This is a genomic window from Sorangium sp. So ce726 (assembly GCF_051521405.1).
Classification (GTDB): domain Bacteria; phylum Myxococcota_A; class Polyangia; order Polyangiales; family Polyangiaceae; genus Sorangium.
This window is the reverse complement of sequence record NZ_CP150349.1, coordinates 10,631,492-10,651,273: the sequence shown is the minus strand read 5'-3', so window position 1 is coordinate 10,651,273 and position 19,782 is coordinate 10,631,492. Positions and strand designations below refer to the sequence as shown.

At 70.4% G+C, this 19,782-nt stretch carries 17 protein-coding genes; 10 read left to right on the top strand and 7 right to left on the bottom strand.

Annotated features, from left to right (window positions below; all coding sequences use genetic code 11):
• Window positions 1–11 precede the first annotated feature (11 nt).
• The 6 genes from WME79_RS39545 (at window position 12) to WME79_RS39520 (ending at window position 3,843) form a co-directional block, all read left to right on the top strand.
• Window positions 12–242, top strand: a complete 231-nt coding sequence (locus tag WME79_RS39545; RefSeq protein WP_437525704.1) for a hypothetical protein — start codon at window positions 12–14, stop codon at window positions 240–242.
• Window positions 239–541: a DUF1844 domain-containing protein gene (locus tag WME79_RS39540; protein ID WP_437525702.1), complete on the top strand. Its 303-nt coding sequence runs from the start codon at window positions 239–241 to the stop codon at window positions 539–541. Before WME79_RS39545 ends, WME79_RS39540 begins: the two co-directional genes overlap by 4 nt.
• Window positions 538–1,689: a S1C family serine protease gene (locus WME79_RS39535; protein ID WP_437525700.1), complete on the top strand. Its 1,152-nt coding sequence runs from the start codon at window positions 538–540 to the stop codon at window positions 1,687–1,689. Before WME79_RS39540 ends, WME79_RS39535 begins: the two co-directional genes overlap by 4 nt.
• Window positions 1,690–1,802: 113 nt before the next feature.
• Window positions 1,803–2,603: a sigma-70 family RNA polymerase sigma factor gene (locus tag WME79_RS39530; protein ID WP_437525698.1), complete on the top strand. Its 801-nt coding sequence runs from the start codon at window positions 1,803–1,805 to the stop codon at window positions 2,601–2,603.
• Window positions 2,600–3,325 carry an anti-sigma factor family protein gene (locus tag WME79_RS39525; RefSeq protein ID WP_437525696.1) on the top strand — a complete coding sequence of 242 codons (726 nt, stop codon included), beginning with the start codon at window positions 2,600–2,602 and terminating at the stop codon, window positions 3,323–3,325. The genes WME79_RS39530 and WME79_RS39525 overlap by 4 nt, the downstream gene beginning before the upstream one ends.
• On the top strand, window positions 3,325–3,843 hold the full coding sequence (locus WME79_RS39520) for a hypothetical protein (RefSeq protein ID WP_437525694.1): 519 nt from the start codon (window positions 3,325–3,327) through the stop codon (window positions 3,841–3,843). Before WME79_RS39525 ends, WME79_RS39520 begins: the two co-directional genes overlap by 1 nt.
• Before the next feature lie 22 nt (window positions 3,844–3,865).
• Here the strand turns inward: WME79_RS39520 and WME79_RS39515 are convergent, their stop codons facing one another.
• The 7 genes from WME79_RS39515 to WME79_RS39485 all read right to left on the bottom strand — a co-directional run bounded on the left by WME79_RS39515 (window position 3,866) and on the right by WME79_RS39485 (window position 15,171).
• Window positions 3,866–5,026, bottom strand: coding sequence for a sensor histidine kinase (locus tag WME79_RS39515; RefSeq protein ID WP_437525692.1), 1,161 nt, complete (start codon window positions 5,024–5,026; stop codon window positions 3,866–3,868).
• A 35-nt stretch (window positions 5,027–5,061) separates the two neighbouring features.
• Window positions 5,062–7,083 (bottom strand): PAS domain S-box protein, encoded by a 2,022-nt coding sequence (locus WME79_RS39510; RefSeq protein ID WP_437525690.1) that lies wholly within the window; start codon window positions 7,081–7,083, stop codon window positions 5,062–5,064.
• A 107-nt stretch (window positions 7,084–7,190) separates the two neighbouring features.
• On the bottom strand, window positions 7,191–8,213 hold the full coding sequence (gene ruvB, locus WME79_RS39505) for a Holliday junction branch migration DNA helicase RuvB (RefSeq protein WP_437525688.1): 1,023 nt from the start codon (window positions 8,211–8,213) through the stop codon (window positions 7,191–7,193).
• An 83-nt stretch (window positions 8,214–8,296) separates the two neighbouring features.
• Window positions 8,297–10,216 carry a sensor histidine kinase gene (locus WME79_RS39500; RefSeq protein ID WP_437525686.1) on the bottom strand — a complete coding sequence of 640 codons (1,920 nt, stop codon included), beginning with the start codon at window positions 10,214–10,216 and terminating at the stop codon, window positions 8,297–8,299.
• The gene (locus tag WME79_RS39495) at window positions 10,213–11,775 is read right to left on the bottom strand and encodes a sensor histidine kinase (RefSeq protein WP_437525684.1); all 1,563 of its coding nucleotides are present in this window, start codon (window positions 11,773–11,775) and stop codon (window positions 10,213–10,215) included. Before WME79_RS39495 ends, WME79_RS39500 begins: the two co-directional genes overlap by 4 nt.
• Window positions 11,776–11,864: 89 nt before the next feature.
• Complete coding sequence (locus WME79_RS39490) at window positions 11,865–12,440, bottom strand: GNAT family N-acetyltransferase (RefSeq protein WP_437276928.1); 576 nt, start codon at window positions 12,438–12,440, stop codon at window positions 11,865–11,867.
• A 4-nt stretch (window positions 12,441–12,444) separates the two neighbouring features.
• Window positions 12,445–15,171, bottom strand: a complete 2,727-nt coding sequence (locus tag WME79_RS39485; RefSeq protein WP_437525681.1) for a serine/threonine protein kinase — start codon at window positions 15,169–15,171, stop codon at window positions 12,445–12,447.
• 661 nt (window positions 15,172–15,832) lie between these two features.
• On the opposite strand from WME79_RS39485, the gene WME79_RS39480 reads away from it, so the two are divergent.
• From WME79_RS39480 to WME79_RS39465, 4 genes are all read left to right on the top strand, one after another.
• Complete coding sequence (locus WME79_RS39480; RefSeq protein ID WP_012239819.1) at window positions 15,833–16,171, top strand: P-II family nitrogen regulator; 339 nt, start codon at window positions 15,833–15,835, stop codon at window positions 16,169–16,171.
• A 165-nt stretch (window positions 16,172–16,336) separates the two neighbouring features.
• Complete coding sequence (glnA, locus tag WME79_RS39475; RefSeq protein WP_437525679.1) at window positions 16,337–17,749, top strand: type I glutamate--ammonia ligase; 1,413 nt, start codon at window positions 16,337–16,339, stop codon at window positions 17,747–17,749.
• 397 nt (window positions 17,750–18,146) lie between these two features.
• A complete protein-coding gene (locus tag WME79_RS39470) occupies window positions 18,147–19,232 on the top strand; it encodes a serine/threonine-protein kinase (RefSeq protein ID WP_437525677.1) in 1,086 nt (361 codons plus the stop codon).
• Window positions 19,233–19,390: 158 nt separating this feature from the next.
• The gene (locus WME79_RS39465) at window positions 19,391–19,738 is read left to right on the top strand and encodes a hypothetical protein (RefSeq protein WP_437525675.1); all 348 of its coding nucleotides are present in this window, start codon (window positions 19,391–19,393) and stop codon (window positions 19,736–19,738) included.
• Window positions 19,739–19,782: the final 44 nt, after the last annotated feature.

Below are 19,782 nucleotides of genomic sequence, written 5' to 3'. Positions count from 1 at the left end.
GAGATCACATCATGACCGTAGGTGAGAAGGGCAAGCTGACGGAGCTGCAGCTCGATCGCCGGGTGCGCGAGCGCCTGCTGGCGAGCGGGACGCTCAGCGCCGGGACCATCGAGGCGCACCTCGGGGGGTTGCCGGATCTGGAGGAGCAAGCCGAGGGGATCGCCGTCGATCAGCCGGCGCTCGGCGCGTCAGCGCAGGGGTCGCGGGTCGAGCCCGAGCTCGACGACGAAGGGGCAGAGTGAGCGACGCGAAGGATCGGGAAGAGCTTCCGCCGTTCGGGAGCCCCCCGGAGCTGCCGACGCTCGACTTCTCGACCTTCGTGCTGTCGATCATCGGCTCCGCGTACGTGCACCTCGGCGACGCGCCCAGCCCTGACGGCAGGGAAGAGCAGAACCTGGTCCTCGCGCATCAGGACATCGATTTGCTGTCGCTCCTCCAGGAGAAGACGAAGGGGAACCTCTCGGGCGACGAGGAAAGGTTGCTCGAGCAGGCGCTCTACGATCTGCGGATGCGCTACCTCGAGGTCTCGAAACGATCGTGACCGTTGGCGCCAGGGCTCTCTCATGGGTCCTCCTCGCCTGGCTGGTCGCCTCGTGCAGCAAGGCCTCTCCTGGCCACTCTTCCAGCGCAAGCAGCTCCACCGTCCCCTCGGGCGCCGTGCCGGTGGCGACCGCGCCGCCACCTCCGTCGGCGCCGCCGCCTCCTCCGATCGTCCGCTCCGAGGGGATGCCCGGCTCCTTCGCGCCGCTCGCGCGCAGGGCCGATCCCGCGGTCGCGACGGTCAAGGCGCGCGTCGAGCGGCAGCAGCAACCGGGCGGCCGCCGCCGCACGATCGCCGAGGGGCTCGGGACCGCCTTCGTCTATGATCCAGAGGGCTTCCTGCTGACGAACAACCACGTCATCGAGGGCGCGACCGATATCCTCGTGAGCTTCGTCGACGGCCGCGACATCAAGGCGACCGTCATCGGCCGCGACAAGCACACGGACGTCGCCGTGCTGAAGGTCGAGGAGAAGGGGCTCCCGTCGCTCCCCCTGGGCGACTCGGACACCATCGAGGTCGGCGACTGGGTGGTCGCGATCGGCAACCCCTTCGGCCTCTCCCACACGGTCTCGGCGGGGATCCTCTCCGCCAAGGGCCGCACCCGGGACGACGTGAAGGGGCTCGACCCGAGCGGCTACTTCAACTTCCTCCAGACGGACGCGAGCATCAACCCCGGCAACTCGGGCGGCCCGCTCCTGAACCTCAAGGGCGAGGTGGTCGGCATCAACGCGGCCGTGCGCGCCAACGCGAACAACATCGGGTTTGCGATCCCGATCAACATGATCCGGCAGCTGCTCCCGATGCTGCTGCGTGACGGCAAGATCCGGCGGAGCCAGGTCGGGGTGATCGTCGACGTCCTCAACTCGATCGAGGCGGGGCGGCTCAAGCGCCCCGATCGAAAGGGGGCGTGGGTGAAGACCGTGGTGGCGGGGGGACCCGCGGACCGGGCTGGCATCGCGCCGGACGATGTGATCGTCGGCTTCGAAGGAAAGGCGATTTCCGACCCGAACGAGCTCCGGTGGATGGCGAGCATCGCCGGGGTGAACAAGGTCGTTACGCTCCGCGTCGCGCGGCTGGAGCGGGTCTTCGATGTCCGCCTCACGCTGGGCGAGCTGCCCGAGCTCAGCGACGAGCCCGATGAGCCGTGAGCCGGACGCCCGCTGCCTGCCGCCCGGCACGTCCGCCGGCTGCCGCGCGCCGTGCGTGGCCGCCTGCTCCGCGACCTCCCTCGTCCCCCAGCCTCCTCAGGTAAGCTGACCCCGTGGCCATTGCACCTTCTCACCCGGACGAGCTCGAGCCGGTCGCACCTCCCGGTGATCCCGGCGAGGGCGACGCGGAAGGCGAGGACCTGTCCGCGGAGGGCGACCACCCCGAAACGAAGCAGCTCCACCCGCGCCTGAATAGCGCTTCCGCCCGTGCGTCCAATCGCGAGGCGCGACGGCGGGAAGCGGAGGAAGATCGTGAGCTCATCGAGCGAGCGCAGAAGGGGGACCAGGCAGCTTTCCGCTTGCTCGTGGAACGGCACCAGCGCAGGGCGTTCGCGATCGCGATGGGGCTCGTCCGCGACGAGAACGACGCGCGCGAGCTGGTGCAGGACGCCTTCCTCCGGGTCTACAAAGGCCTCGGCTCCTTTCAGGGGGGTTCCTCGTTCTTCACCTGGCTCTACAGGATCGTCACAAACCTGGCGATCGACCTCATGCGGAAGCCGGGACGCCGCGACCTCGAGTTCCAGGAGAATCAGGCGGCGGATGAGCAGTCCGACTTCCCGCTCGTCGCTCGGATCGACGGCGCGGACCCCCTCAACGTGGTCCGGCGCCGGGAGATCGCCGGGCGCATCCAGGCCGCGCTCGACGCGCTGCCGCCCTACCACCGAGGCGTGATCCTGATGCGGGAGGTGGAGGGCATGTCGTACGAGGAGATGGCTCAGGCCATGGGGGTCTCGAAGGGGACGATCATGAGCCGCCTGTTTCACGCCCGTCAGAAGCTTCAGCGCGCCCTCGCTGACTGTTACGCGGAGGAAGAGGGCAAGGCCCCAGCAGAGGACCCGGAGGAGATCGCGTGAGCAGCGCCAACAGCAGCAAGGCGAATCACGGGGAAGCGAGCACCCCGCCGACGGATCTGGAGCTGATGCTCTATGTCGACGGTGAGCTCGATGAGGCTCGCCACCGGCAGGTGGAGGAGTACGTGCTCCACGACCCGCGCTGCCAGGCGAAGGTCGCAGCGCTCGTCACCGCAGCCGACATGGTCCGGGACAGCGCGCTGGCCTCCAGCGCGGCCGACGGCATCGCCGATGGGGTGATGGCGAAGATCCTCGAAGAGAAGGCGGGCGCCGCGCGGGTCGACGGGGGCACTGCCGCGCGGCCGCTCGCCGCGTCGCCGTCGGCGGAGCCGCCCCGCGCTCGGGCGCGGCTCCAGGGATCGCCGGCGAACGACAACGCGCGCGGGATCTTCGCGCTCACGGCGCTCGCCGTGGCGGCGGCCGCCGCCTTGATGGTCTGGGGCAAGATGGGCGTGGAGACGCCCACCGCGGATCTGACGGCGTCGGCGCCCTCCGCGTTGCTGGCCCCGCCGCCCGAGGCGCCCTCCGCGTTGCTCGCGGCGCCGGCGAAGGAGCCGGACGCCGCGCCGAGCTTCGAGGGAGAGGTCGAGCCCGGCGTCGAGATCGCCGCGGTCGACTTCGGGGCACGCATGGGCACCATCTTTTACGTCCCGCAGGAGGCCGTGGCTTCAGGCCCGACGACCACGGTGGTCTGGCTCTCCGATGACGGTCCGGGAGGACAGTGATGAGATTTCTTGCGAGTGCGATCACCGCGACCATGGTCCTGGCGCTCGGCGTGAGCCCTTCCCCTGCCGTCGCGCAAGAGCAGGCGCCGGCCCCCCCGCAGGCGGCGCCGTCGGACGCCGAGGTCACGTCCGAGATCGTGATCCTCCACGCGACGAACGACGGGAAAGGCATCGACCCGAAGATCGGCAAGATGCCCGAGCTCGGGAAGCCGCCGTTCTCGGCGTACAACAGCTACAAGCTCCTCGAACGGCTGAAGGTCAGCCTACAGAAGGGGAAGCCGACCACGACGAAGCTGCCGAACGGCAGCGTCCTCATGGTGTCGCTGAAGGACGTGGTGGCCGCGAAGAAGAAGGACGAGCCGAGGCGCTTCGTCGTCAGCGCGAGCATCCAGAAGCCAGGTGGCACCACGTTCCTGCCCCTGCTCGAGGTGAACGCCAAGGCCGGCGAGAACTTCTTCGTGGCGGGTCAGCAGCACATGGGCGGCGTGCTCGTGCTCGGCATCAAGGTCGCGCCCTGAGTCGAGGGGGGCTCGCCCCTGCTCAGCGGCGGGCCGAGGACGGCAGCGCGATCGGCAGATCCAGAGAGAAGACCGTCCCGCGCGGGGCGCGCGCATCCGCGCGGATGCTGCCGCCGTGCGAGGCAACGATGTTCCTTACGATGCTCAGGCCCAGCCCGGTGCCGGTCCCATCGGTCTTCGTCGTGAAGAAGGGGTCGAAGATCCTCGGCAGGTGCTCGGGCTCGATCCCGTGTCCGTCGTCGCGGATCGCCACCGTGATGTAGCCGTCCTCCGGCGACATCGCGGTGGAGATGCCGAGGCAACCGCCGCGCTCGTTCATCGCGTGCGCGGCGTTCGTGAACAGGTTCACGAACACCTGCGTCAGCGGGTCGATGACGCCGCAAACTGGAGGGATCTCGTCGAAGCGCCGCTCGACGGTGACGCCGGTCTGGTCGAGGAGGTGCTCGCAGAAGACGAGCGCGCGCTCGATGATGTCGTGGAGCGAGACGGCGCCCGGCTTCTCCGCGGACGGCCGCGCGTAGGCGATCAGGTCGCGCGAGAACCGGCGGATGCGATCCGCCGCGTCGTTGATCCTCGCGAGACGCTCGATGTCCGAGGGGTCGAAGCCGCCGCGCTCGCCCTTGCGGCGCAGGTACTCGGAGTAGGCGAGGATCGAGGTGAGCGGGTTGTTGAGCTCGTGCACGACGCCTGCGGCCATCTTCCCGAGCGAGGCCAGCTTCTCGGCCTGGATGACCTGCGCGCGAAGCGACTCGTGCGCGCGCGCCTCGCGGAGCGACGCACCCAGGGTGAGCACGAGCCGGTCGACCAGCGCCTCTACCGGCGCGCTGTCGAGGTACGCGGCGTCGTCGGCCGCGATGTGCATCGTCGAGCGACCTCCGGGCTCGATGGCCACGACGCGCTCGAAGGCGAACTCCGGGAGGAGCCGCACCGGATCGCGGCCGTCGTCGCGGCGGGCGCGCGGCGAGACCCGGACGGCCACCTGCGCCCCCGTCGCGCCGGGGATGTAGACGCCGAGCCCGCAGGCCGTGAGCACATTCGCAGCCGCGCCGAGCAGCGTCGAGGCGCGCAGCTCGATGGAGGCCGACGGATCCAGCTCGCTCGACGCGATGAGCAGGCTGTCCACCCATTCGAGCGGGATGTCCCGGGTGAGGGGCTTCCGGAGCGTGACGGGAGCGTCGGACAATGGCTGCTCCCCCAGGCGCTCCGCGGTCTTTCCGCTCACCCGATCACCCTGTTCGGGTCGTCGCCGCTCGACCGGTCGAGATCGATGATCTTCGCGGCGCCGACGTAGGATTTCGTCTCGTAGCGGGTGATCTTGCCGATCTTGCGGACGATCTCCGCCATCCGCTCGGCCTCGCTGCGGATCGTGGTCGCGGCGCCCTTGATGGGGGACGCGTCGTCGATCCGGCGGCAGATCAGCTCGGCGTAGCCGAGCACGCTGGTGAGCGGTTGGTTCAGCTCGTGCGCGGCCGCGCCTGCGAGCTCGGCGATGATGGCCTGCTTCTCGCGAGCGCGGAGCTCTTCCTGCGCCTCGGTGAGGCGGGCCTCCATCCGCATCCGCTCGCGCAGGTCGGTGAAGATGCCGACGGAGCCGACCGGGACGCCGTTCTCGAAGATCAGCGCCGCGGAGAGGTGCACCGGGATCCGCGACCCGTCCCTGGCCAGGACCTCGGTGCGGTAGCCCTCGAGCCGGCCCGGACCGCCGTGCTCCTTCGCGTGGATGAGCCTCATGATGTGCTCGGCGTTGTGGTCGGGGTAGAGCGCGCGGGCGTTCATCACGCCGACGACCTCCTTCGCGTCATACCCGTAGATCCGCTCGGCGGCGCGGTTGAAGAGCAGGACGACGCCCTCCATGTTGGCCGAGACGATCGCGTCGACCGAGCTGTCGATGACGCGCTCCAGGAACTCCTTGGTCTTGGTGAGCTCCGCCTCGGTGGCGCGCTCCGTGGTGACGTCGCGGAAGCTGACCAGGACGGCGCCGCTCTCCTCGCGAAGGACGCTGCTGAAGCTGAAGCTCAGGATGAGCCGCTCGTGCTCGCCCCGCCGCACGGTGAAGTCCACCATGTGCGGGAACGATCCCTTGGCGAAGCCGGCCCGGATCTCCTCGAGGAGGGGGTGCTCGCGCGCGTCGACGAGATCGGCCAGGTTCGCCCTCTCGAGGTCCTCCGCCGTGCGCCCGGTGATCGCCTGCGCGCGCGGGTTGGAGAAGAGGATGTGGCCGTCGGGATCGACGACGACGATGCCGTCGGCCGTCGAATAGAAGAAGTCAGCGTAGCGCTGGAGCGCCTTCAGCCGGCGCTCCGCCTCGAACCGGGCGAAGGTGCTTTGCTGCGTCTGATCGCGGAGCGACTGCAGGATGCGCGCGTTGCGCAGGGCGATCGCGGTGGCGCTCGCGACCGTGCGGGCCAGCGAGAGCTCGTGCGCGTGGGGAGCCACCGGCTGTCGGCCGCGCAAGAAGAGCACGCCGAGCGGTTTGTCCTCAAACAAGATCGGCAGGAGCGCGAGCGAGCGGAACGCGTTCTCCGGGAGCTCCGCGCGCACGATGTCGAACAGCGGGTGCGCCTTCGCGTCGTCGATCACGAGCACGTCGCCCGTGCGCATGACGCGCTGGATCTCCGGGTACTTGCCGAGATCGATCGGCAGATCCCGCAGCTCCTTGTCGTCGCTCGCGGCGACCACGTAGCCGACGTCGCCCGCGTCGCGCACGAGGACGATGCTGCAGCGGTCGACGCGCGCCACCTCGGCGATGCGCCGCACGACCGTGAAGAGAATGTTCCGGAAGTCGAGCGTCGAGGAGAGCGCCTGCGTGAGCTCGAGGACCACCTTCGCGTCGTGCTCTTTGCGCGCGAGCGCGTCGACGTAGTCCCGGATCCGGAGCTGCCCGCGGATGCGCGCGATCAGCTCGGCAGGGCGGAACGGCTTGCGGATGAAATCGTCCGCGCCGAGCTCGAAGGCGCGGGCGACGTCCTCGTCCGCGTCGAGCGCCGTCAGTACGACGACGGGGACGTCCTGCGTCCGAGGGGCGTCCCGCACGGCGCTGAGGACCACGTAACCGTCAGGGGGCGGCATCACGAGGTCGAGCAGCACGAGCGCGGGCACGCTCGCCTTGAGCCAGGCGAGCGCGTCCGCGCCCGACGTGACCGCGACGGCCTCGATGCCCGCGTCGGCCAGCGCGTGCAGCAGCATCTGCCGGCTGACGGCGTCGTCGTCCACGACGAGCACAGGATCACGGCGAGGCACACGCCAAGCTTAGCGACTCCAGGCTGGAGCGAAGAGAGAATTCCGGGCCTCGGCGCGGCGTTGGCGCGGTGTTGCGCACTGCATTGCGCGGGCCGCGCGCGCTGGGATCAGGAGAAGAGATCCCCCTGCTTCGTCGCTGGAGCCGCGAGGCCCAGGTGCTCGTAGGCGCGGCGGGTCGCGACCCTGCCGCGCGGCGTGCGGCCGACGAAGCCCTGCTGGAGCAGGAACGGCTCGTACACGTCCTCGATCGTGTCGCGCGGCTCACTGAGCGCCGCGGCCAAGGTGTCGATGCCCACAGGGCCGCCGTCGTAGTGATCGACGATGACGCGCAGCAGCCGGCGATCCATCTCGTCGAGGCCGGCCGCGTCGATCTCGAGCCGCTCCGCGGTCTTCTGCGCGATCTCCATCGTGATCGCGCCGTTGCCCAGCACCTCGGCGAAGTCGCGGACGCGGCGCAGGAGGCGGTTGGCGACGCGCGGCGTCCCCCGCGCGCGCGCCGCGATCTCGCGCGCCCCGCCGGCGTCGATCGGCACGGCGAGCAGGCCGGCGCTGCGCTGCACGATGCGCTCGAGCTCCTCGACGGGGTAGAAGTCGAGGCGGACGACGTGGCCGAAGCGCGATAGCAGCGGCGCGGTGAGCAGCCCGGTGCGGGTCGTCGCGCCCACGAGCGTGAAGGGCTTCAGCGCGAGCTGGATCGTCGTCGCGTACGGGCCGTCACCGGTCATGATGTCGATGTTGAACGACTCGATCGCGGGGTAGAGGCTCTCCTCGACCGCCGGCGTGAGCCGGTGGATCTCGTCGATGAACAGCACGTCGTTGCGCTCCAGCTTCGTCAGCAGGCCGGCCAGCGCGCCCTTGTGCTCGATCGCCGGTCCGCTCGTGACATGGAGGGCGACGCCCATCTCGCGGGCAAGGATGTGCGCGAGTGTGGTCTTGCCCAGGCCGGGCGGGCCACAGAACAGCATGTGGTCCAGCGGCTCGCGCCGCCGGCGCGCGGCCTCGACGAAGACCTTGAGGTTCTCCGTGTGCTTGGCCTGGCCGACGTACTCGGCGAGCGAGGCGGGCCGGAAGAGGCGGTCGAAGCGATCGTCGTCGCCTGTCTCGGCAGGAGAGAGCGCCCGTTCAGGCATGCCACGGCGTACCGCGTGCAAGCAGCGAAGGGAAGCGCTCCGCGCGGCGGCGGCGTGGGTCGCCGCGGGGCTCTTGGGCGAGCTCAGCCGAGCGCGGGGACCGAGGACAGGCGGGGACGGCGGGGGGGTGGGATGCGCGGCAGACGAGCGCGGCAGAGCGGCCGGCCATCGGGTGCGCCGTCCACCTCGAGAGAGCCGCCGTGGAGCTCGATCACCGACCGCGCGTGGCTGAGACCCAGCGTCAGGCCGCGCCCGCGCGCCGTGGTCTGCCGGCTGAACAGGGCCTCGAGCTCGTCCGGCGGCACGTCGCGGCTGCCGTACTCGATGTCGATGCGGACCTCGTTGTTGAACTCGCCAGCCATCGTCGCCGTGAGGCGCACGAGGCGCGCCGACGGGTCGGCCGCGCCGGTCCGGAGCGCGTGCGCGACGATGACCGCGATCGCGCGCGTCGCGTACGCCTGATCGACGGGGATCAGCGGCAGCGTGTCGCCGACCTCGATGACGACCTCGCCGCCGGCGTCGCTCGCGAGCTCGCGCGCCTTGCGAAGCGCGCCCGCGATGAGCCAGCCGACGGACGTCGGCTGAGGCTCGAGCGTGAGCTGCCCGGCCTCGACGCGGGCGGCGTCGAGGATCGACTCGATGAGGCCGAGGAGCTCCCGGCCGCGCGTCGCGATGAGCTCCAGGCTCTCGCGCTGCGCGGGGGTCAGGTCCTCCTGGCCCACGAGCTCGGCGAACCCGAGGATGGCGTTCAGCGGGCTCTTGAGGTCGTGGCTCACGCTCGCGAACAGGAGGCCGCGCATGCGCTGCGCCGCCTCGCGGGCCTCGAGCGCGCGCTCCTGCGCCGCGGCGAAGACGCGGAAGCGCTCGGCGAGGTCCTCGATGGCGTGACCGAGCCGGGCGACGACGGCGAACCGGGCGGGGCGCGCGATCTGGGTGGCGCCGCGCAGCACGCTGTCCGTGCCGAGCAGGCGCACCTGCTTCGTGGCGTGCACGAGATCGGCCGCGAGGACGCGCCCGAACAGGTTGCCGAGCGCGCCGGCGACCAGCACCGCGAGCAGCGCGACGAGCGCGCCCCAGATCGCGGCGGAGGGCTCGAGGTCGGCGGAGAACCGGGTGTTGACGCAGCCGTAGTCGAGCGGCGTGATCACGGCGATCTGCCCGTCGGCCTCGCGGCCGAAGGAGGGCTCCGAGCCCACGCAGTCGTGCTCCAGGCGCGCGAGGAACCCGAACTCCGCCGCGGAGGCCACGACGTCGTTGCGGCCGGCCGCGTCGATGGCCCCGAGCGACGGGTCGAGCGCCGTGCGCGCGATGAGCCCCGCGGTCGAGCGCCGGCTGCGCTCGATGAACGTCTGGAGGTGCGCGTTCGCGATGAGCACCGCCCCGACGCCGACGAGCAGCACCGGCGTGGCGACGGCCAGGAGCAGCTTGGAGGTGACCCGCCGGCGCGGCGTCTGGTAAAGCTCGGCGGTCTCGAGCAAGGCGCCGATCGCCTCGGCCGGGCTGATCTCAAAGAGGCTGAACGCCGCGGCGCGCGTCAGCACGTAGTGCGGGATCGCGGACGCGCTGAGGATCGTGATCGCGAGGATGAGCAGGCTGACCGCGCGGCCGTCGTCGAGCTTCTCTGGTCTGATCCCGGGGATCATCATGAGGCCCGAGATCGTCGAGCTCGCCAGCACGAAGCGCAGCGCCAGCGAGGTCGGGAGCCCAGCGAACCGCTCGAGCTCCTCGTGATCGATGTCGCGCGAGCCGATCACCAGCGAGCGCAGCAGGTTCTGGTGGGTGCGCAGCCGGAGCAGCGTCAGCAGCGTGGTCGCGCACATCGCGGCGAGCGCGATCTTGGCGCCGACCGAGAGCACGCTGGCGGCGACGCGCGGTTCCAGGATGAGCAGCTTCGGCGCGAGCGCCGCGATCGCCCCGAACGCGGCGATGCCGACCAGCGCCTGGCGGACGAGGACGCGCCTCGCGAAGTGGATCGCATCGTCCCTCATGCGCTCCTCGGTCATGCGATCCTCCCTTGGGGGCCGCCGGCGCCGGGGTCGTCCCCCGGCGCCGCCGCCACGTCGGGCGTGGGCGGGGTCGGCGCGAACAGGGGCTGCTGCACGATCCACATCGGCAGGGTGATCGTGAAGGTCGAGCCCCGTCCGAGCTCGCTCTCCAGCTGGATCGTCCCGCCGTGCATCAGCACGAGGCGCCGCGCGATCGAGAGCCCGAGCCCCGTCCCGGCCCGGCGCGAGCGCACGTCGCCGGTCTGCCGGTACTCCTCGAAGACGGCCGACGTCTCCTCCGGGGGGATGCCGGGGCCGGTGTCCTGGACGACGATCGCCGCATAGCGGCCGCGCCCCGTGATGTTGACCGTCACCGAGCCGCGCGCCGTGAACTTGACGGCGTTCGAGACGAGGTTCGTCAGGATCTGCCGCACCCGCCGCGGATCGGCGTGCGCGACCAGCGCGTGGTCCCCGGTGACGCGCAGCTGGAGGGGCTTGTCGCGCGCCGCCGCGGACGCCTCCCGCATCACCTGATCGACGAGCGCGCGGAGGTTGACGGCGCGGCGCGAGAGCTGGAGCTTGCCCGTCTCGAGCGCCGAGAGGTCGAGGATGTCGTCGATGAGCGTGCGCAGGTGCTCGCCGCTCTGCCGGATGACCGACAGCGCCTCGCGCGCGTCCTGGCTGAGCGGCCCGTCGACCTCGCTCTCCAGGACGTGCGCGAACCCGAGGATGGCGTTGAGCGGCGTGCGCAGCTCGTGGCTCAACCCCGCGAGGAACGCCGAGCGCTCGCGGTCCATCGCGGAGGCCTGCTGGAGGTCCGCCCGGTAGGTGCGCTCGGCCGCGGCGAAGCGGGTGATCAGGAGGTTGAAGGCCGCCGTCAGGAGGCCGACCTGGTCGAGCGACCTGATCGGCACGGGCTCGGCCTGGATCACATCCGTGGGTAGCGCGCTCTGGCCCTGTCCGCGCGCCATCGCCGTGATGCGCTCGCGCAGGTAGTCGACATCGTCGCGCGCCGACTTGGTGAACGAGAGCGCGACCGCGACAGCCACGCCGAGCAGCAGCATCGTGAGCGCCGCGACGGCGTTGCCGAGCGCGATCGAGTCGGGCGGCGGGCTCGGCGCGGAGACGAAGGTGATCACCGAGAGGTGAGAGAGCGGCGGGTGCAGCGGGCGCGCCGCGAACCGGACGCGGCCGAGCGAGGTCGTCGCGTCGCCCTTGCCCTGCGTGAGCATCTGGACGATGACGGCCTTGGACGGCGCGCCGAAGCTCTCGTTGACCAGGACGTGGCCGCCTTGATCGGCGAGCAAAATCTCCGACCCAGCCCGCCGCGCCGCCTCCCTCAGGAACGTCGCCCGCTCCCCTTCGATGGTCCCGCGGAGCCGCGCCGAGAGAGTCGCGGCCAGCACCTCGGCGCGCAGGCTCGCGGCCTGATCGCTCATCTTCGCGAGCTGGCCGATGCCGATCAGCGCGATCGCCACCGCCGTGGCGATCCCCACGACGATCACGATCGCGGGCGCGAGCGGCACGAGCGGCGTCGTGCCGCGGGGCCAGCGGATGAGGCGACGACGGCGGGCCACGGCGGAGTCAGGATGCTAGCGCGCTTCGGGCGGCGCACGGGCCACCTCGGGCGCCCGAAGCGAGCGAGCGCCCTCGTGGGCGGGCTTTTTTACCTGGGATCGGTCGCCAGGAGCGCGAAGACGGAGTGGTCGAGCCAGCGGCCGTCGCACCACTCGGCCTGCCGGGCGATGCCCTCGAAGCGGAAGCCGAGCCGGCCGATGACCGCGAGGGAAGGATGGTTGTCCGTCGCGGCCGCAACCCGCACGCGGTGCGCGCCCATGTGGCCGAACGCGAACCCGAGCGCGGCCCTCGCGGCCTCGGTCATCAGCCCGCGCCCGGTCGCCTCCTTGCGGAGCCAGTAGCCGAGCTCGCAAGAGCGGTGCAGGTGGACGCACGCCTCGAGCCCGACGACCCCGGCGAGCGAGCGGTGCGCGCGCTCGCGGATGACGAAGCGCAGCGCCCTGCCGTGATCCCAGTCGGCGGCGCACGCCTCGGCGAAGCGCACGCTCGCGGCCGGATCCGTGTGGAACTGCACCCAGGGCAGCCAGCGCTGGAGGTAGGCGCGCGAGCCGTTGACCGCGAGCCAGAGCTCAGGCCCGTCGGACGGGTCGATCGGAACGAGGATCAGCCGCTCGGTCTCGATGGGACGTGCGCGGACCTCGCTTCGAGGTGGGAGGATGAGCATGGGGTCACCGGCACTGGATGCGGGCGGCGTAGGGCTCGAGATGACCCGCCTCGTAGTCAAGCCAGGCGACATACCACTCTCCAGGCTTCGCGCCGGGGCTGATCGAGGGCGCCGGCTGATCCCCGCTGACGCGGGCGAATTTCGTGGGCGCACCGATGCCGTCGCGGTTGATCGACGCGGTGAGCATGCGGCCCCCCTCGAACCAGACCAGCTGGGCCTGCCCGCTCGACGCGATCGCGATCGACGGGCGCGCGCCCGCCTTCGAGAACCGCTTGCGCCAGAGCGGCTGGCCCTTGGCCGGATCGATGTAGGCGGCCGACGCGCCCCCGAGCGGCGCCTCGCCGTGCCAGACGACGAAGCACCCGCTCGCGCCGCAGGCGAGCGAGGGGCTGTCGCTCCGGACCCGATCGCTGTTCACGAGCGACAGGTCGCCGAGCGCGCGGTCGGCGCGCTTGCCGGGGCTGGCCGGCGGGAGGCCCTTGCTGGCGTTCGAGAGCGGGAGGCGCATGTACTGGATGACCCGCGTCGGCTCGCGATCGAAGCGGAAGGCGAGGTGCATCACGTCGTTCGTCACCGCCACCGAGGGGAAGCGGACGCGCGGCTTCGACGGGCCCGTCGGGGTGACGTCGGTCAGCCGGATGATCTCGCCCGCCGGATCGAGGTTCGGCGAGAGGCGGCGCATGAAGAGGTCCTCGGAGGCGGCGTCGCCGTCGTCCGACCACGCGATCAGGAACCCCTCGGCGGCGCGCGCGAGCGAGGGCCACGAGTTCCCCCCTCGAGGGAACGGCGCGACCATCACAGCGGGGCCGTCGATCCGCCCGTTGGCGTCGAGCCAGCGCACGTGCACGCCGGCCTCCGGTCCCTTGCCGTCCCAGTACGTGAGCACCAGCCGATCGCCTGCGGAGGTCAGCTCGGGGCGCCCGATGGCGCGGCCCTCCGGCGTCACGTCGAGCGCCGGCGACGACGGCCGCATCGCGCCGTCGAGCGTCGTCGTGTAGGCGTGCTCGGTGCCCTCGTGCGAGTCCGTCCAGGTGACGACCGCGCCGCGCGGCCCGAGCGCGATCGAAGGCCGGCTGGCCCCGACGGCGCGGCCGCCCTCGCGCACCAGATCGTGCGTGCGCGGCCTCGCGATGCCGGTGAGCGCGCATGGCGCCTTGCCGCTCGCGTCCTTCAGGGCGATCTGCACGTTCTCGATCAGCGTCCGCGGTACGGGGTGGTTGCCCTTGTCCTGAGCGTCCTTCAGCAGCCTGAGCGCGGCCTTGAGATCGCCGGCGGCGACCGCCTCCTGCGCCTGCGCGACGAGCGGCGGCCACGCCAGGCCGGGCGGCTCGGCGTGGGCGTCGGCGCGCGCCGGCACGTTGGCCCCGGCGGAGGCCGAGGGGGCGCCCGTGGCCGGCGGCGCCGCGGTGCTCGACGAGACGGGCGGCAGGGCCGTCGGCTTGAGGAACTGGCGGTAACCCGCGTAGGCGCCGCCCGCGACGAGCGCGAGCACGCCGAACACGACGAGCGCGCGCCCGGCGCCGCCTCGCTTGGGCGGCGATACGTGCGCCAGCGGATCGGGGACCGAGGTCTCGCCCGAGCCCCCGGAGAACGTGATCTGCTGCCCCGCGCCCTGGCTCACGCGCCCGGCCATCGCGGCGCCGTGCGCGCCTGAGGTGTCCAGCCCGGCGAACGGGTCCGCCCCGCCGCGCTCCGCCGGACCCGACGGGACAGTCCGCCGCGATTCGTTGGGGGTCACACGGACGACCCCCGGCGGGTCGAACGACAGGTCGGCCGGCGCGTCGCCGCCCGGCATGACGAGCCCCGCCTGCGACGGCTCCGCGCCGCGCGGCGGCGTCGGCTGCGCGACGCCGAGCGCGACCGACAGCTCGTCGGCGAACTCCTTCGCGGTCTGGAACCGGCGATCGATCGAGCGGTCAAGCGCCTTCTCGAACCACGTCGTGAAGCTCGCCGGGAGGTCGGGGCGGAGCGCCGCGGGCTGCGGCAGGGGCGCGTTGGCGATCTGCGCGAACGTCATCGCGACGCCCTGCTCGGTCTGCCAGACGGTGCGGCCGGTGAGGCACTCGTAGGTGATGCAGCCGAGCGCCCAGAGATCCGCGCGGTGGTCGACCGCTCCCTGGCCGCGCACCTGCTCCGGGCTCATGTACGCCGGCGTTCCGAAGACCGCGCCCTCGCGGGTGAGGCGCGCCTGCGCGTCGCCTCCATCGACCGGCGCGTAGAACTTCGCGAGGCCGAAATCGAGGATCTTCGCGCAGAGCCGGCCTTCCTCATCCTTTGTGAGGAAGATGTTCTCCGGCTTGAGGTCGCGGTGGACGATGGAGGCGGCGTGCGCCTTGGTGAGCCCTCGACACACCTGGGACACCACCGTCACGGTGGTCTCGGGGTCGAGGTACCTGATGACGGTCATCCGCTCGTACAGCGACTCGCCTTCGAGGAGCTCGAGCACCAGGAACGGCCGCCCGTCGTCGAGCTTGCCCGAGTCGTAGACGTCGCAGATGAAGGGGCTGCGGATCGACGCGGCGGCCCGGGCCTCTCGGAGAAAGCGCTCGACCACGACGGCTGAGGTCGTCAGCTCCTGGGCGAGCACCTTGATCGCCACGCGTTTGCCGATGTCGATGTGCTCGGCCTCGTACACGGCAGCCATGCCGCCGCGCCCGATCTCGCGTGTGATGCGGTATTTTCCGGCGAGGACCGTGCCTACCGGGATCTTCGCTTTGTTCGGCAAAGCCATCAGGCAGGGCTGTCCCGCGACTGGATTCGCCAGCGCAGCCTATTCGAGCCGCGTCATAAGAACAATGGCGAGCGCAGCGTGACCCGTCAGGGAGGGGCCCGGCCCGCTCCCGGATGCCGTACGAGCGAGCTCATCGGTTCCAGAACGGCACCGTGAAAACGGATTCCACCCCGGGCCGGCATAATTCATAAGGCAAGGCCCACCTCCGGCGTCCCGGTGCGCAAACGGGTTCTCACCCCTGGCGCCGCCGCCGTGCAAGCGAGCTCTGCCTTGTACAGGTGGAGCTGTGAAAAAAGTAAGCGGGCTCCGATTTCCTGACGCCCGATGCACTTTTCTCACGCTCGCACGGTGCGCGAAACATTCCGGAAACATGAGCTTGGGTACACCAGCCTGGACCTTCGGTCGCGCGCCAGCGTCCGGGGTGAAGGGTCGCCGATCCGGCTCCGCTGGATGGGTCCCTGAGTCGTTGACAGTGGCGGGCAAGGCTCGGTGGACCGGGTCGCCCCCGTCACGGATCGGAAGCCGGGCGGCGCCCGGCACATCGATGGGAGGCCGCCGGCGGAGGTGTCCCCCCTTTACCAGCTCTGCTCCGGCGGGGCCTTTCGGGTGAGCGCCCGGGTCTTCCACCCTGGCGGGCACCCGGTCACCACAGGCGTGCGCAATGAAAAAGGTCGAGGCGATCATCAAGCCGTTCAAGCTCGACGAGGTCAAGGACGCCCTCGCCGAGGTCGGGATTCAGGGCATGACGGTGACCGAGGTAAAGGGCTTCGGTCGGACCGGCGGCAAGAAAGAGGTCTATCGCGGGTCGGCGTATGTCGTCGACTTCGTGCCGAAGGTGAAGGTCGACATCGTCGTGCCGGACAGCATGGTCAGCGACGTGATCGACGCCATCGAGAAGAGCGCCAAGACGGGTCGGATCGGCGACGGCAAGATCTTCGTCGTCCCCGTCGAGGAAGCCGTGCGGATCCGCACGGGAGAGCGCGGCGAGGACGCCATCTAGGAGGCGCGCCGCCGGCAGAGCGTCACAGGGAATTCGCGGCGGGTCACAGGCTCGAGGATCGACAGATCGACAGATCGACAACCGAGAAGCGAACAGCGAGCACGAGCCCGCGCACCGTCGAGTCACATACAGCGAGAGCAGCGAGTCAGCGAGGTAGAGAAGATCATGAAGGCGAAAGATGTCGTCGCGTTTGCGAAGGAAAACGACGTAAAATTTGTCGATCTCAAGTTCATCGATCTGCCCGGCATCTGGCAGCACACGACCATCCCGGCGTCCCGCCTGAACGAGGATCTCTTCGAGGAGGGGATCGGCTTCGACGGTTCGTCGGTGCGCGGATGGCAGCCGATCAACGCGAGCGACATGCTGATGACGCCCGATCCGTCGACGGCGAAGCTCGACCCGTTCCATGCCCAGAAGACGCTGAGCATGATCTGTAAGATCAGCGATCCGGTGACCGGTCAGCCCTACGGCCGCGACCCGCGCTACATCGCCCAGAAGGCCGAGAACCACCTCCGCGCGAGCGGCATCGCCGATACGTCCTACTTCGGGCCCGAGGCCGAGTTCTTCGTCTTCGACTCGGTCCGCTACGAGAGCTCGCAGCGCGGCGCCTTCTACGAGATCGACAGCGAGGAAGCGGTCTGGAACTCCGGCAAGGCCGGCCCGAACCTCGGGCACAAGATCCGGTCGAAGGAGGGCTACTTCCCCGTCGCGCCGACCGACACGCTCGGCGATCTGCGCGGGCAGATGATGTCCACGCTGATCGAGACCGGCATCGGGGTCGAGGTCGGCCACCACGAGGTGGCGTCGGCCGGCCAGTGCGAGATCGGCATCAAGTTCTCGACGCTGACGGCGATGGCCGACAACCTCATGTGGTTCAAGTACGTCATCAAGAACGTCGGCCGCAAGAACGGCAAGTCGGTGACGTTCATGCCGAAGCCGCTCTACGGCGACAACGGCAGCGGCATGCACTGCCACCAGTCGCTCTGGAAGGAGGGCAAGCCGCTCTTCGCCGGCGACGGCTACGCCGGGATGTCCGACACGGGCCTCTGGTACATCGGCGGCATCCTGAAGCACGCGAAGGCGCTCGCCGCGCTCACCAACCCGACGACGAACAGCTACCGCCGGCTCGTCCCGGGCTACGAGGCGCCCGTGAACCTCGCGTACTCGAGCCGTAACCGCTCGGCGTCGATCCGCATCCCGCTGCCCCCCGGCAACAGCCCGAAGGGCCGCCGCATCGAGGTCCGCTTCCCGGACGCGAGCTGCAATCCGTACCTCGCCTTCGCCGCCATGATGATGGCCGGCCTCGACGGCGTCCAGAACCGGATCGATCCGGGCGACCCGCTCGACAAGGACATCTACGCGCTCTCGCCCGAGGAGCTCAAGGAAGTGCCGCACATGCCGGGCTCGCTCGACGAGGCCCTCGGCGCGCTCGAGCGCGACCACGAGTTCCTGCTCCGCGGCGATGTCTTCACCCGCGACATCCTCAAGACCTGGCTCGACTACAAGCGCGAGCGCGAGGTCGACGCGGTCCGGCTCCGCCCGGTCCCGCACGAGTTCTTCCTCTACTACGACGTCTGATCGCCCCCGCCCCCGAGGGCAGCGGAGGGGCCGGCGCACAAGAAAATTGCGCTGTGCCCCTCGCTGCCCGGTCTCTTCATCGCTCGCCGTCGTGTTCGGCGAGCGCCGGTGACGCCGAGTCGAAGCGTCGCGGTACCGCAAAATCCACGGTTCTCTGCGCCCGCGAAGGCAGCGAGGCGGGTTATCGCCCCCTCGCGCCGCGAACTTTTGCTTCCTGCTGGAGCGCGCCGCACCGCGGTACCGCTCGTCCATGGCTCGGGTTATCCTCCGGTCCGGCTCCGACGGGGACGGCGTAAAGCCAGCTCCTTCTCGGTTCCCCGGTCCCGCGGTCCTCTGGTCCGCCGGTTGGTCTGTTTCCTCAGCTTCCCCAGTTCCCCAGCGACACCTCGGCGCAGCAGTGAACCCCGGCGATCTCATCCAGTCTCGCTACCGGCTCGTGAAGCTCCTGGGCCAAGGCGCCAGCGGGTCGGTGTGGGCCGCGAAGAACGTGCTCATCGACCGCGACGTGGCGCTCAAGGTGATGAGCCCCGAGGTGGCCGGGGACGCCGTCGCGCTCCAGCGCTTCTTCAACGAGGCGAAGGCGAGCGGACGCCTGCGGAGCCCGAGCATCGTCGAGATCCTCGACCTCGGTCAGGCCGAGGACGGCTCTCCGTTCCTCGTGTTCGAGCTGCTCGTCGGCGAGGGGCTCGATGAGTGGCTGCGGCGCGAGAGCACCATCGAGCCGGAGGTGCTGGTCGAGCTCTTCCTCGGCCTCGCGCGGGCGCTCGACATGGCCCATCAGCAAGGGATCATCCACCGCGATCTGAAGCCCGCGAACATCTATGTGCACCGCAACCACCTGGGCGAGCTGGTGGGGAAGATCCTTGATTTCGGGATCAGCAAGGTGATGGAGAAGGAGCACAACTTCTCGCTGACCCGCACGGGTTGCGTCGTCGGCTCGCCGGCCTACATGTCGCCCGAGCAGGCCGCGGGGCGCGAGGACGTGGATGCCCGCGCTGACATCTGGTCGCTGGGCGTCGTCATGTACGAGGCGTTGACCGGGACGACCCCGCATCAGGCGCCGAACTACAACGCGCTGATGGTCCGGATCCTGAGCAAGGACTGCGATCCGATCGCCGCGCGCAGGCCAGGGCTCCCGCCGCGTCTCTGCCAGCTCGTCGAAGCGTGCCTCCGCCGCGAGCGCGACGAACGGATCACCTCGGCGGACGCGCTCGCGAAGGAGCTCGAGGCTGTTCTTCGCGAGCTGCGCGCCGAGCGCTTCCGCGGACAGAAGGGGCGGCGCGCCTCGGACATCGGCCTCAACGGAGACGTCGGTCTCGCGCCGGAGAGCGCGGCGGCGCGCGGCGGCGACGCCGCCGGGACGCTGGGACGGCTCGTGCAGCACGGCAGGCGCCTGCCAAAGGCCATGCTCGTCGCAGCGGGCATCGGGGTGGTGCTCTGGGCGATGGCGCTCGTGCTCATCGGCAGGTACTGGATCCGCTGAGCGCTGCGGCGCTGCAGGGCGAGCGAGCGTGGTCTGCTCGTCCACGGCATGCGCGCCAGGTTGCTCCTTGCGACAGTGCGCGTCGGGGCCCCATGTTGGCCCCACTTCGAGCCGTCATCTGAGCTCGAAGCGAGCATTGCTGGAAAGGAGGCAAGTCGATGGACGACCACCAGACGCACGCAGCGCACGCCCATGTTCATGGGCAGGGATGTGGACATCAGGCGTTGCGGCATGAAGGCCATGTCGATTACCTGCACGACGGACACCTGCATCATCCGCACGGGGATCACTTCGATGAGCACGTGCTCTCGGTAGGCAGGGAGAACCCTGACGCGTGCACGCCGAGCCATGCATGCGCCGATCACGAGAAGGCGCACATGCACGGGGCAGGCTGCGGCCATCAGGCCGTGCCCCATGGCGATCATTTCGATTACCTCGTGGGTGCGCACCTGCACCATCCCCACGGCGATCACTGCGATCACCACGGCTCGGTCCAGCTAGGGTGATCGCCGCGCCGCCCGCGCCGGAGCTCCGGCCCGTGAGGTGGAGG